The organism is Escherichia sp. HH41S, from assembly GCF_009820115.1.
In the GTDB taxonomy this organism is placed as follows: domain Bacteria; phylum Pseudomonadota; class Gammaproteobacteria; order Enterobacterales; family Enterobacteriaceae; genus Escherichia; species Escherichia coli_F.
The window spans coordinates 87,120-99,501 of sequence record NZ_VNXE01000078.1 but is presented as its reverse complement, the minus strand read 5'-3'; the positions used below and the strand labels follow the sequence as shown (position 1 = coordinate 99,501).

13 protein-coding genes are annotated in these 12,382 nt (G+C 51.3%); 10 read left to right on the top strand and 3 right to left on the bottom strand.

Translation table 11 applies throughout. The features are described from left to right. Positions 1-350, bottom strand: a 350-nt coding sequence (locus tag FQZ95_RS15545) for a DUF6531 domain-containing protein (RefSeq protein ID WP_000015138.1), incomplete at its 3' end; no start/stop codon positions are given. Between the two features lie 228 nt (positions 351-578). Here FQZ95_RS15545 and FQZ95_RS15540 point away from each other — a divergent pair. The 7 genes from FQZ95_RS15540 to FQZ95_RS15510 all read left to right on the top strand — a co-directional run bounded on the left by FQZ95_RS15540 (position 579) and on the right by FQZ95_RS15510 (position 8,487). Beyond that, on the top strand, positions 579-1,187 hold the full coding sequence (locus tag FQZ95_RS15540) for a glutathione S-transferase (protein ID WP_000779790.1): 609 nt from the start codon (positions 579-581) through the stop codon (positions 1,185-1,187). 97 nt (positions 1,188-1,284) lie between these two features. Then, positions 1,285-2,676, top strand: a complete 1,392-nt coding sequence (gene selA / locus FQZ95_RS15535; RefSeq protein ID WP_000206247.1) for an L-seryl-tRNA(Sec) selenium transferase — start codon at positions 1,285-1,287, stop codon at positions 2,674-2,676. Continuing rightward, the gene (gene selB, locus FQZ95_RS15530; protein WP_160530396.1) at positions 2,673-4,517 is read left to right on the top strand and encodes a selenocysteine-specific translation elongation factor; all 1,845 of its coding nucleotides are present in this window, start codon (positions 2,673-2,675) and stop codon (positions 4,515-4,517) included. The genes selA and selB overlap by 4 nt, the downstream gene beginning before the upstream one ends. A gap of 189 nt (positions 4,518-4,706) precedes the next feature. Then, positions 4,707-5,858: an L-threonine dehydrogenase gene (gene yiaY / locus FQZ95_RS15525; RefSeq protein ID WP_000741504.1), complete on the top strand. Its 1,152-nt coding sequence runs from the start codon at positions 4,707-4,709 to the stop codon at positions 5,856-5,858. Between the two features lie 200 nt (positions 5,859-6,058). Next, positions 6,059-7,597: an aldehyde dehydrogenase AldB gene (gene aldB / locus FQZ95_RS15520; protein WP_000183978.1), complete on the top strand. Its 1,539-nt coding sequence runs from the start codon at positions 6,059-6,061 to the stop codon at positions 7,595-7,597. Between the two features lie 277 nt (positions 7,598-7,874). After that, positions 7,875-8,060 carry a type II toxin-antitoxin system HicA family toxin gene (locus tag FQZ95_RS15515; RefSeq protein ID WP_032185431.1) on the top strand — a complete coding sequence of 62 codons (186 nt, stop codon included), beginning with the start codon at positions 7,875-7,877 and terminating at the stop codon, positions 8,058-8,060. A 16-nt stretch (positions 8,061-8,076) separates the two neighbouring features. Next, positions 8,077-8,487, top strand: a complete 411-nt coding sequence (locus FQZ95_RS15510) for a type II toxin-antitoxin system HicB family antitoxin (protein ID WP_000499744.1) — start codon at positions 8,077-8,079, stop codon at positions 8,485-8,487. Here the strand turns inward: FQZ95_RS15510 and FQZ95_RS15505 are convergent. Next, the gene (locus tag FQZ95_RS15505) at positions 8,484-8,798 is read right to left on the bottom strand and encodes a hypothetical protein (RefSeq protein WP_032185429.1); all 315 of its coding nucleotides are present in this window, start codon (positions 8,796-8,798) and stop codon (positions 8,484-8,486) included. The genes FQZ95_RS15510 and FQZ95_RS15505 overlap by 4 nt on opposite strands. Positions 8,799-8,980: 182 nt before the next feature. On the opposite strand from FQZ95_RS15505, the gene FQZ95_RS15500 reads away from it, so the two are divergent. Together FQZ95_RS15500 and FQZ95_RS15495 are read left to right on the top strand one after the other, a co-directional pair. Beyond that, positions 8,981-9,304, top strand: a complete 324-nt coding sequence (locus tag FQZ95_RS15500; protein WP_000478193.1) for a DUF3302 domain-containing protein — start codon at positions 8,981-8,983, stop codon at positions 9,302-9,304. A 5-nt stretch (positions 9,305-9,309) separates the two neighbouring features. Beyond that, positions 9,310-10,446: an HlyD family secretion protein gene (locus FQZ95_RS15495; RefSeq protein ID WP_032185427.1), complete on the top strand. Its 1,137-nt coding sequence runs from the start codon at positions 9,310-9,312 to the stop codon at positions 10,444-10,446. Here the strand turns inward: FQZ95_RS15495 and FQZ95_RS15490 are convergent. Next, on the bottom strand, positions 10,443-11,417 hold the full coding sequence (locus FQZ95_RS15490) for a LysR family transcriptional regulator (protein ID WP_000164020.1): 975 nt from the start codon (positions 11,415-11,417) through the stop codon (positions 10,443-10,445). The two genes, FQZ95_RS15495 and FQZ95_RS15490, sit on opposite strands and share 4 nt — an antisense overlap. A 123-nt stretch (positions 11,418-11,540) precedes the next feature. On the opposite strand from FQZ95_RS15490, the gene FQZ95_RS15485 reads away from it, so the two are divergent. Continuing rightward, positions 11,541-12,281 (top strand): MipA/OmpV family protein, encoded by a 741-nt coding sequence (locus FQZ95_RS15485; protein ID WP_088542254.1) that lies wholly within the window; start codon positions 11,541-11,543, stop codon positions 12,279-12,281. Positions 12,282-12,382 lie beyond the last annotated feature (101 nt).

Below are 12,382 nucleotides of genomic sequence, written 5' to 3'. Positions count from 1 at the left end.
CCGTTATCACTGAGTATCAGTGTGTTATCGCGCAGCTGTAAGCGGATATCCGCAGGCATTTTCCAGCCGGGGCCGAGGCTCCCCACCGGCGCGGGCGTTTTTGTCCGGTAACTGCTGTACGTGCGGGAGAGGATGAACGGCAGCGGGCCGGGCAGGGCAATGTCTGTCTCGCCGGGAAGGACCTTTGCACCGAGCAGGGGATTGACCGGATGGCCGGACGTCACCCCGCCGGGGCACACCGAACAGGCCACGCCGGTGGGGGCACCAATACGTACCCCGGCTGAACCCTGAACAATGCTACCGCCATACTGCGTCATGTCGCCCTGACGCGCCGCCGGTTTTCCGCTCATCTGCTCATCCTTGTTTTATCGGGTTATTTGTCTGCTGACAGGCGAAACCCTACAGATTTATAAGAAAGCCTTAAGTGAGATATCTGTCAGATAAGAACAATTAGGAAAATATTTATATCACCATGATAAATATGTGATTTATTGGGAGGTAACAAACCATCAACATTTTCTGCCCTTTTTCCCATCACCAGGCCATACTGATATTTTTCCTCGCACAAAGGACTCGGCATGAAACTCGTCGGTAGCTACACCAGCCCGTTTGTACGCAAACTTTCTATTCTGTTATTAGAAAAGGGCATAACTTTCGAATTTATTAATGAACTGCCCTATAACGCGGACAACGGCGTGGCGCAATTTAACCCGTTAGGGAAAGTGCCGGTGCTGGTGACCGAAGAGGGCGAATGTTGGTTTGATTCGCCGATCATCGCTGAATATATTGAATTAATGAATGTCGCTCCGGCGATGTTGCCGCGCGATCCGCTGGAGTCGTTGCGGGTGCGCAAAATTGAGGCGCTGGCGGATGGCATTATGGATGCCGGGCTGGTGTCGGTGCGTGAACAGGCACGTCCGGCGGCGCAGCAGTCTGAAGATGAATTGTTACGCCAGCGGGAGAAAATCAACCGCAGCCTGGATGTGCTGGAAGGATATCTGGTCGATGGCACGCTCAAAACCGATATGGTCAACCTGGCGACTATCGCCATTGCCTGCGCCGTTGGATATCTCAATTTCCGCCGCGTTGCGCCAGGCTGGTGTGTCGACCGCCCACACTTAGTCAAACTGGTCGAAAACCTGTTTAGTCGCGAAAGTTTTGCCCGCACCGAACCGCCAAAGGCTTGATGCGCGATATGTCCTCCTGACCCATCTCACGTTACAATCCGTGGTTATGTTAAACGCCCTTCTCCGTGTGAGAGGGCCTTGATCAACCAGGTTTCCTATGACAACCGAAACGCGTTCCCTCTATAGTCAACTTCCGGCTATTGATCGCTTATTGCGCGATAGCTCTTTCCTTTCTTTGCGTGATACCTATGGTCACACCCGCGTGGTGGAGTTGCTGCGTCAGATGCTTGACGAAGCGCGAGAAGTGATTCGTGACAGCCAGACGCTACCCGCGTGGTGTGAAAACTGGGCGCAAGAAGTTGATGCCCGGTTGACGAAAGAGGCGCAAAGCGCGCTGCGTCCGGTGATCAACCTGACGGGAACCGTGCTGCATACCAACCTTGGGCGAGCTTTACAGGCGGAAGCCGCGGTGGAGGCTGTTGCGCAGGCTATGCGTTCGCCAGTAACCCTCGAATACGATCTGGATGACGCCGGACGCGGACATCGCGATCGGGCGCTGGCGCAGCTGCTGTGCCGTATTACGGGGGCGGAAGATGCCTGTATCGTTAATAACAATGCGGCGGCGGTCTTGTTGATGTTGGCGGCCACTGCCAGTGGGAAAGAGGTGGTGGTATCTCGCGGCGAACTGGTGGAGATTGGCGGCGCGTTTCGTATTCCTGATGTCATGCGTCAGGCAGGCTGCACCCTACACGAAGTGGGGACCACCAATCGCACGCACGCTAATGATTATCGCCAGGCGGTGAATGAAAATACTGCGCTGTTGATGAAGGTACATACCAGTAACTACAGCATTCAGGGGTTCACCAAAGCGATAGATGAAGCTGAACTGGTGGCGCTCGGCAAAGAGCTGGATGTTCCCGTAGTGACTGATTTAGGCAGTGGCTCGCTGGTTGATCTTAGCCAGTACGGTTTGCCGAAAGAGCCAATGCCGCAGGAGTTGATTGCGGCGGGTGTCAGTCTGGTGAGCTTCTCCGGCGACAAGCTGTTAGGCGGGCCGCAGGCAGGAATTATTGTTGGTAAAAAAGAGATGATCGCCCGCCTGCAAAGCCACCCGCTGAAGCGTGCATTACGCGCGGATAAAATGACCCTCGCGGCGCTGGAAGCCACGTTGCGTCTTTATCTACACCCTGAAGCACTGAGTGAAAAATTACCGACTCTGCGTCTGCTTACCCGCAGCGCAGAGGTCATTCAAATCCAGGCACAACGTTTACAGGCCCCCCTTGCCGCACATTACGGCGCGGAGTTTGCGGTACAGGTTATGCCATGTCTTTCGCAGATTGGCAGTGGTTCGCTGCCGGTTGATCGCCTGCCGAGCGCGGCATTAACGTTTACACCCCATGATGGACGCGGTAGCCACCTTGAGTCATTAGCCGCCCGCTGGCGTGAATTGCCAGTGCCGGTGATTGGTCGTATTTATGACGGACGATTGTGGCTGGATTTACGCTGCCTTGAAGATGAGCAACGGTTTTTGGAGATGTTGTTGAAATGATTATTGCGACTGCCGGACACGTTGACCACGGCAAAACGACCTTATTGCAGGCGATTACTGGCGTAAATGCCGATCGTCTGCCGGAAGAAAAAAAGCGCGGCATGACCATCGATCTCGGCTATGCCTACTGGCCGCAGCCGGATGGTCGTGTTCCGGGTTTTATCGACGTTCCCGGTCATGAAAAGTTTCTTTCCAACATGCTGGCGGGCGTCGGGGGTATCGATCACGCGCTGTTGGTGGTGGCGTGCGATGACGGCGTGATGGCACAGACTCGTGAGCATCTGGCGATTTTGCAGCTGACCGGTAACCCGATGCTGACAGTGGCGCTGACCAAAGCCGATCGCGTGGACGAAACGCGTGTTGATGAAGTTGAACGCCAGGTAAAGGAGGTGCTGCGGGAATACGGTTTTGCTGAGGCAAAACTGTTTATCACCGCAGCAACCGAAGGCCGGGGAATTGATGCCCTGCGCGAGCATCTGCTTCAGTTACCAGAACGTGAACACGCCAGCCAACATAGTTTCCGCCTCGCGATCGACCGCGCATTTACCGTAAAAGGTGCCGGGCTGGTCGTCACCGGTACGGCGTTAAGCGGGGAAGTGAAGGTAGGCGATTCACTCTGGCTGACTGGTGTAAATAAACCGATGCGCGTGCGTGCGCTGCATGCGCAAAATCAGCCAACAGATGCAGCTCATGCCGGGCAGCGTATTGCGCTTAACATCGCGGGTGATGCGGAAAAAGAACAGATTAACCGTGGGGACTGGTTGCTTGCCGATGCGCCGCCGGAGCCGTTTACGCGGGTGATAGTCGAGCTTCAAACTCATACACCGTTGACCCAGTGGCAGCCGCTGCATATTCACCACGCCGCCAGCCACGTTACGGGACGCGTTTCGCTGCTGGAAGATAACTTTGCCGAGTTGGTGTTCGACACGCCGCTGTGGCTGGCAGATAACGATCGCTTAGTGCTACGCGATATCTCGGCCCGCAACACGCTGGCGGGGGCGCGCGTGGTGATGCTTAACCCGCCGCGTCGCGGTAAGCGTAAGCCGGAATATCTGCAATGGCTGGCGTCTCTTGCACGGGCGCAGAGCGATGCCGATGCGTTAGCTATTCATCTGGAACGCGGAGCGGTTAACCTTGCTGATTTCGCCTGGGCGCGCCAGCTCAACGGCGAAGGGATGCGTGAACTGCTGCAGCAACCGGGCTATATTCAGGCCGGTTACAGCTTGCTGAATGCACCGGTTGCCGCTCGTTGGCAGCGGAAAATTCTCGATACCCTGGCGACTTATCATGAGCAGCATCGCGATGAACCAGGTCCTGGGCGCGAGCGTCTGCGGCGCATGGCGTTGCCAATGGAAGATGAAGCGCTGGTGCTGTTGCTGATTGAAAAGATGCGCGAAAGCGGCGACATCCTCAGTCATCACGGTTGGCTGCATCTGCCGGATCATAAAGCGGGATTCAGCGAAGAGCAGCAGGCTATCTGGCAAAAAGCGGAGCCGCTGTTTGGTGACGAGCCGTGGTGGGTGCGTGACCTGGCAAAAGAGACGGGAATCGACGAGCAGGCAATGCGTTTGACGCTACGCCAGGCGGCCCAACAGGGGATAATCACTGCGATCGTCAAAGATCGTTATTACCGTAACGATCGGATTGTCGAATTTGCCAATATGATCCGCGATCTCGATCAGGAATGTGGTTCAACCTGCGCGGCGGATTTCCGCGATCGCTTAGGCGTAGGCCGAAAGCTGGCAATTCAAATTCTGGAATATTTTGACCGTATTGGCTTTACGCGTCGCCGTGGAAATGATCATTTATTGCGCGACGCATTATTATTTCCAGAAAAATAAGGGAACGATTAATTCATAATAAATATGAATTAATACAAAGTTCTTATTAATGTTAAGGAAGCACGTTATTTGATGAATGTAACGTGCTTTTTATTAAAAATATTTTAATAAACGGTAATGTTGATCATATTTTCAAATGAAAATCCTCAGTAAGCTGCCGGCCCTTTTTTACTCTTTCAGGAGTGTATTATGGCAGCTTCAACCTTTTTTATTCCTTCCGTGAATGTTATCGGCGCTGATTCATTGAATGATGCAATGAATATGATGGCAGATTATGGATTTACCCGTACCTTAATTGTCACCGACAATATGTTAACGAAATTGGGTATGGCGGGTGATGTGCAAAAAGCACTGGAAGAACGCAATATTTTTAGCGTTATTTATGATGGCACCCAGCCTAACCCAACCACGGAAAACGTCGCCGCAGGTTTGAAATTACTTAAAGAAAATAATTGCGATAGCGTAATCTCCCTGGGCGGTGGTTCTCCGCACGACTGTGCAAAAGGTATTGCGTTGGTTGCAGCTAACGGCGGCGATATCCGCGATTATGAAGGCGTTGACCGCTCTGCAAAACCGCAGTTGCCGATGATCGCCATCAACACCACGGCGGGTACGGCATCAGAAATGACCCGTTTTTGCATCATCACCGATGAAGCACGTCACATCAAAATGGCGATTGTGGATAAGCACGTCACTCCGCTGCTTTCTGTCAATGACTCCTCGCTGATGATCGGTATGCCGAAGTCACTGACCGCTGCAACGGGTATGGATGCCTTAACGCACGCTATCGAAGCGTATGTGTCTATTGCCGCCACGCCGATCACCGACGCTTGCGCACTGAAAGCGGTGACTATGATTGCCGAAAACCTGCCCTTAGCCGTTGAAGATGGCAGCAATGAGAAAGCGCGCGAAGCAATGGCTTACGCTCAGTTCCTCGCGGGTATGGCGTTCAACAATGCGTCTCTGGGTTATGTTCATGCGATGGCGCACCAGTTAGGTGGTTTCTACAATCTGCCGCACGGTGTATGTAACGCCGTTCTGCTGCCGCACGTTCAGGTATTCAACAGTAAAGTCGCTGCTGCACGTTTGCGTGACTGCGCTGCCGCGATGGGTGTTAACGTGACAGGTAAAAACGACGCGGAAGGTGCAGAAGCCTGCATCAATGCCATCCGTGAACTGGCGAAGAAAGTGAATATCCCGGCAGGCTTGCGTGACCTGAACGTGAAAGAAGAAGATTTCGCGGTACTGGCGACCAATGCCCTGAAAGATGCCTGCGGCTTTACTAACCCGATTCAGGCAACTCACGAAGAAATTGTGGCGATTTATCGCGCGGCGATGTAATCATCATTCCCACAATGGCTGGCTAATTGTCAGCCATTTTTTCAACTCTCTCAAAATTTGCGATTTTTGAGAGAGTTTTAGTTATCTCTGTAATCCTTGCCCGTAAATTCGTGATAGCCGTCGTAAAGCTATCACCAGCTGGCGAAGATTTCGCCAGTCACGTCTACCCTTGTTATACCTCACACCGCAAGGAGACGATCATGACCAACAATCCCCCTTCAGCACAGATTAAGCCCGGCGAGTATGGCTTCCCCCTCAAGTTAAAAGCCCGCTATGACAACTTTATTGGCGGCGAATGGGTCGCGCCCGCCGACGGCGAGTATTACCAGAACCTGACGCCGGTGACCGGGCAGCTACTGTGCGAAGTGGCGTCTTCGGGTAAACGAGATATCGATCTGGCGCTGGATGCTGCGCATAAAGTGAAAGATAAATGGGCGCATACTTCGGTGCAGGATCGCGCGGCGATTCTGTTTAAGATTGCCGATCGAATGGAGCAAAACCTCGAACTTTTAGCGACGGCTGAAACCTGGGATAACGGCAAACCCATTCGCGAAACCAGTGCTGCTGATGTGCCGCTGGCGATTGACCACTTCCGCTATTTCGCCTCGTGTATTCGGGCGCAGGAAGGCGGTATTAGCGAAGTGGATAGCGAAACCGTGGCTTATCACTTCCACGAACCGTTAGGCGTGGTGGGGCAGATTATCCCGTGGAACTTCCCGCTGTTGATGGCGAGCTGGAAAATGGCTCCCGCGCTGGCGGCGGGCAACTGTGTGGTGCTGAAACCCGCACGTCTTACCCCGCTTTCTGTACTGCTGCTAATGGAAATCGTTGGTGATTTACTGCCGCCGGGCGTGGTGAACGTGGTTAACGGCGCTGGTGGGGAAATTGGCGAATATCTGGCGACCTCGAAACGCATCGCCAAAGTGGCGTTTACCGGCTCAACGGAAGTGGGCCAACAAATTATGCAGTACGCCACGCAAAATATTATTCCGGTAACCCTGGAACTGGGCGGCAAGTCGCCAAATATCTTCTTTGCTGATGTGATGGATGAAGAAGATGCCTTTTTCGATAAAGCGCTGGAAGGCTTTGCACTGTTTGCTTTTAACCAGGGCGAAGTTTGCACCTGTCCAAGCCGTGCTTTAGTGCAGGAGTCTATCTACGAACGCTTTATGGAACGCGCCATCCGCCGTGTCGAAAGCATTCGCAGCGGTAACCCGCTCGACAGCGTGACGCAAATGGGGGCGCAAGTTTCGCACGGGCAACTGGAAACCATCCTCAACTACATTGATATCGGTAAAAAAGAGGGCGCAGACGTGCTCACCGGTGGGCGGCGCAAGCTGCTGGAAGGCGAACTGAAAGACGGCTACTACCTCGAACCGACGATTCTGTTTGGTCAGAATAATATGCGCGTGTTCCAGGAAGAAATTTTTGGTCCGGTGCTGGCGGTAACCACCTTCAAAACGATGGAAGAAGCGCTGGAGCTGGCGAACGACACGCAATATGGTCTGGGGGCTGGTGTCTGGAGCCGCAACGGTAATCTGGCCTATAAGATGGGGCGCGGCATTCAGGCCGGGCGAGTGTGGACCAACTGTTATCACGCTTACCCGGCACATGCGGCGTTTGGTGGCTATAAGCAGTCGGGTATCGGGCGCGAAACCCATAAGATGATGCTTGAGCATTACCAGCAAACCAAGTGCCTGCTGGTGAGTTACTCGGATAAACCGTTGGGGCTGTTCTGATGTAAGAAGCTGGTCGCATCGGGTATTCATTGCCTGATGCGACGTTTGCGCGTTTTACCAATTCAAATGTCTACGTCTTGAATGACTGAATATTGATTGAACTTAATTACGAGTCTCCTCACATCTTTTCAACAAGTTACTGCACACTGTTATTCTTCTTCCGAACGGCATTCCTGAGTCAACTTTATCCCCCTGACGGCCCATATAAATCGCGCTATCGTGATTGTTATTGCTAAATGTGTGTGTATCGTGTGTATAATCATGGAAGGGCAGGGATGTGAAAAGTGCAGACGTGATCGCCATCCTGAAGCAGCATGGCTGGGAACATATTCGAACCCGTGGTAGTCATCATCAGTTCCGCCACCCTGTTCATCCGGGTCTGGTGACGGTTCCGCACCCTAAAAAAGATATTAAGCACGGTACGCTGGCGCAAATTGGGCGTCAGGCTGGTTTAACATTTTAAAATTTCAGGAGGCAATATGTTTTATCCCGCCTATATCCACAGTGATCCTGACGGCAGCGCCAGCGGTTTTTTCCCTGATGTTCCAGGCTGTTATTTTGCTGGTGATACGCTGGACAACGCTTTCCAGGATGCGCGAAGTGCACTGGTCGCGCACTTCGAAACCTTATGCGAGATGAATGAAGAGTTGCCGCTTCCAGGCTCTGTGGAAACACATCTGGTCCAGCGTGCGCAGGACTTTATTGGCGGGCAATGGTTGCTGGTGGATATCAATATGAATCAGTTCGAAGGTCGGGCTGAACGTATCAATATTACGATGCCGAAAAGATTACTGAACAAGATTGATACCTACGTGCGCAATAACCCAGACTACGCCAACAGAAGTGCGTTTCTGGCGGAAGCTGCCCGGCGTGTATTGCCGGGCGTTTAATCTCGCGTTTCGATGGTGAGCGGGCGGACCAGGCTGTACAGCCACAGACCAAAACAAGCGATGGTGCCAATCACCACGGTGAGGAACACACTGACTGACAGGCCTGCAAGCAATCCCGCAGGCAGGGCCAGCAGGCCGTGGATCACGGTGTCGTTCCATCTCACCTGATCGTAGCCAAATATGCCTAAAACGCCGCAAACCAGACCGTAAATCACCATTGGTGTTCCGAGGCCAATCAGCAATAAACGGTAGATAATTGAAGGTTTAATACGCTTTATCTGTACTGTGGATGTTTTACTGGGGTTATTCATTAGTTTGGTCAATAGTTCCATTATTTCAATATGATAAACCTCGACCTGTTGAAAAGCCAGGTAGCACACTTCGGAAAGTATATAAAAAACAATATGTCGTTATATAAATAAGGAAATTGCACTGCATCATGGCATTTCATAATATGCGTTAATTGTTCTTTTTTATATTCTCTGAGGGAAATATGTTCCTGGACTATTTTGCACTGGGAGTGCTTATTTTTGTATTTCTGGTGATATTCTATGGGATTATTATTTTACATGATATTCCCTACCTGATTGCTAAAAAACGTAATCATCCTCATGCCGACGCCATTCATGTTGCTGGTTGGGTGAGTCTTTTTACGCTGCATGTTATCTGGCCATTTTTGTGGATTTGGGCCACGCTTTATCGCCCGGAGCGGGGATGGGGAATGCAAAACCATGACTCCTCCGTTGTGCAACTACAACAGCGTATTGCCGGGCTGGAGAAACAGCTCGCCGACATCAAATCCTCTTCTGCCGAGTAATACTTATGGATTTACTGATTATTTTGACCTATGTGGCTTTCACATGGGCAATGTTTAAGATCTTCAAAATTCCTGTAAATAAATGGACCATTCCCACCGCGGCCCTGGGTGGCATATTTATTGTCAGCGGTCTAATTCTGTTAATGAACTATAACCATCCGTATACCTTTAAAGCGCAAAAAGCGGTTATTTCTATTCCTGTTGTCCCGCAGGTGACAGGCGTGGTGATCGAAGTGACGGACAAGAAAAATACGCTGATTAAAAAAGGTGAGGTGCTATTTCGACTGGACCCGACGCGTTATCAGGCGCGGGTGGATCGGCTGATGGCGGATATCGTTACCGCAGAACATAAACAGCGGGCGTTGGGCGCAGAGTTAGATGAGATGGCGGCGAATACTCAGCAGGCAAAGGCCACGCGGGATAAATTCGCTAAAGAGTACCAGCGTTACGCACGCGGCAGCCAGGCGAAAGTAAACCCGTTTTCAGAACGCGATATTGATGTGGCGCGGCAAAATTATCTGGCGCAGGAAGCCTCCGTAAAGTCATCGGCGGCGGAACAAAAACAGATCCAGAGCCAGCTGGATAGCCTGGTGTTGGGTGAACATTCTCAAATCGCCAGCCTGAAAGCGCAGCTCGCGGAAGCAAAATATAACCTTGAGCAGACGATAGTGCGTGCGCCGAGCGATGGTTATGTGACCCAAGTGCTGATTCGTCCGGGTACCTATGCCGCATCGCTGCCGCTACGTCCTGTGATGGTGTTTATACCCGATCAGAAACGACAAATTGTGGCGCAGTTCCGTCAGAACTCCTTGCTGCGACTGGCTCCCGGCGATGATGCGGAAGTGGTGTTTAATGCTCTGCCAGGTAAGGTATTCAGCGGTAAGCTGGCAGCCATTAGCCCAGCTGTTCCCGGCGGAGCTTATCAGTCGACCGGCACCTTACAGACGTTAAACACAGCACCGGGTTCAGATGGCGTTATCGCGACCATTGAACTGGATGAGCACACTGAGTTGAGCGCTTTACCAGACGGTATTTACGCCCAGGTGGCGGTTTACTCTGATCATTTCAGCCATGTCTCGGTGATGCGCAAAGTGCTGTTACGCATGACCAGTTGGGTGCATTACCTTTATCTCGATCATTAATCTTCGCTTTCCGCCGCTTGTTCAGGCCGCAGTTGCTGCGACTGAGCAAGCTGGTGGCGAATTTCACGCAGCATTTCATCCAGCACATACTGGACCCGCCAGGGCTGGTATTCCCGTTTACGGAAGATAGCCACCAGATCCAGCCACCATTCATACGGTTGCTGAAAGCAGGGCACCAGCGTGCCGTCTTGCAGGTCGCTCTGCACACTTTTGTCTGGCGCAAACACAATCCCCAGGTGATTTCGTGCCAGCTCCAGCGCCGATTGCGTGTTGTCGCAAACGTAATTTCCCTTCACGCGATAATCCCGCACCTCTTTACTCCCGGCGACGTTGAAGCGCCAGATATTCGCGTCGTCGATCATCATCGAGTCGATCAAAATACAGGAGTGATGTTCGAGTTCGTCAGGACGGCTAATGGGATGTTTCTCAAGATAGCGCTGACTGGCATAAGCGGTTACGGCATATTGCGTAATAAAACTGGCAACCAGCGATTCATCTTTTGGTGGAGCATAGCTGATTAAAACATCACAATCATCGGGAAATTCGACACCTTCATAAAAGGCATTACGCTCAAGATTGCAGGTTTTTAGCGATAAGGTGATATCACCGATATCTTTAATTTTATCGATAACATGTTTGGATAAATAGGTAATTATGCCGGTTGGGGCGTAGATGGTGACCCGACCACGTTTCTCATGCTTATAATCTGCAATAAAATTATTAAGTTGCTCGTTTCTGTCCAGCATGTCGTTGATGTACGGTAACAGCGCGGTACCAAAAGGTGTGAGCATCAGCTGCCGGGTGGTTCGGTCAAAGACTTTTAAACCTACTTTTGATTCAAAATCAGCAAGATATTTGCTGACGTTGGCCTGTGCGAATCCAAGTACAGTCGCGGCATGGCTGATATTTTCACTGGCAGCGATTACCGAGATAATTTTTAACTCCCGGTACTTAAGTTGTAATTTTGTCATCGCAATAGCCCAATTATATATAATTTTATATATTACTATATAAATATGAATCTTGCACCGGAGAAATTGTAAGCATTATTATGCCGACTCTTTTTTATCTTATTTTAAAATGGAATACCGGACATGTTAATTAACCGCAATATTGTGGCGTTATTTGCGTTGCCTTTTATGGCAAGCGCAACTGCTTCTGAATTATCCATTGGTGCTGGTGCAGCTTATAATGAATCGCCTTATCGTGGTTATAATGAAAATACAAAGGCAATTCCGCTGATTAGTTATGAAGGTGATTCATTTTATGTTCGTCAGACCACGTTAGGTTTTATTCTGTCGCAAAGTGAAAAAAATGAACTTAGCCTGACCGCATCCTGGATGCCGCTGGAATTTGACCTTGCAGATAATGACGATCATGCCATGCAACAGCTTGATAAGCGTGATAGTACGGCTATGGCGGGGGTTGCCTGGTATCACCACGAGCGTTGGGGAACCGTGAAAGCCTCTGCGGCTGCGGACGTTCTGGATAACAGCAACGGCTGGGTGGGGGAGCTATCGGTATTTCACAAAATGCAGATAGGTCGCCTGTCGCTGACACCTGCACTGGGCGTTCTCTATTATGACGAGAATTTCAGTGACTATTACTATGGTATTTCAGAGAGTGAGTCCCGTCGTAGCGGTCTGGCAAGTTATTCCGCGCAGGATGCCTGGGTGCCCTATGTCAGCCTGACGGCAAAATACCCGATAGGAGAGCACATCGTATTGATGGCGAGTGCCGGATACAGCGAGCTGCCGGAAGAGATTACCGACAGCCCGATGATTGATCGTAATGAGAGTTTTACCTTTGTCACCGGCGTGAGCTGGCGTTTTTAATTTACCGGTGGATGTCGGTGCGGCTGGCCTACGCTCTCGCACTGACCTTCAGGCTTGATAAGACGCGTTAAGCGTCGCATCAGGCAATGTGCACCCTACGT

What these genes read in the sequence shown, in the direction of transcription:
- FQZ95_RS15540 (WP_000779790.1), top strand. Translation starts at nt 579, where the DNA reads ATGAAACTCGTCGGTAGCTACACCAGCCCGTTTGTACGCAAACTTTCT.
- selA (WP_000206247.1), top strand. Translation starts at nt 1,285, where the DNA reads ATGACAACCGAAACGCGTTCCCTCTATAGTCAACTTCCGGCTATTGAT.
- selB (WP_160530396.1), top strand. Translation starts at nt 2,673, where the DNA reads ATGATTATTGCGACTGCCGGACACGTTGACCACGGCAAAACGACCTTA.
- yiaY (WP_000741504.1), top strand. Translation starts at nt 4,707, where the DNA reads ATGGCAGCTTCAACCTTTTTTATTCCTTCCGTGAATGTTATCGGCGCT.
- aldB (WP_000183978.1), top strand. Translation starts at nt 6,059, where the DNA reads ATGACCAACAATCCCCCTTCAGCACAGATTAAGCCCGGCGAGTATGGC.
- FQZ95_RS15510 (WP_000499744.1), top strand. Translation starts at nt 8,077, where the DNA reads ATGTTTTATCCCGCCTATATCCACAGTGATCCTGACGGCAGCGCCAGC.
- FQZ95_RS15505 (WP_032185429.1), bottom strand. Translation starts at nt 8,798, where the DNA reads ATGAATAACCCCAGTAAAACATCCACAGTACAGATAAAGCGTATTAAA.
- FQZ95_RS15500 (WP_000478193.1), top strand. Translation starts at nt 8,981, where the DNA reads ATGTTCCTGGACTATTTTGCACTGGGAGTGCTTATTTTTGTATTTCTG.
- FQZ95_RS15495 (WP_032185427.1), top strand. Translation starts at nt 9,310, where the DNA reads ATGGATTTACTGATTATTTTGACCTATGTGGCTTTCACATGGGCAATG.
- FQZ95_RS15490 (WP_000164020.1), bottom strand. Translation starts at nt 11,417, where the DNA reads ATGACAAAATTACAACTTAAGTACCGGGAGTTAAAAATTATCTCGGTA.
- FQZ95_RS15485 (WP_088542254.1), top strand. Translation starts at nt 11,541, where the DNA reads ATGTTAATTAACCGCAATATTGTGGCGTTATTTGCGTTGCCTTTTATG.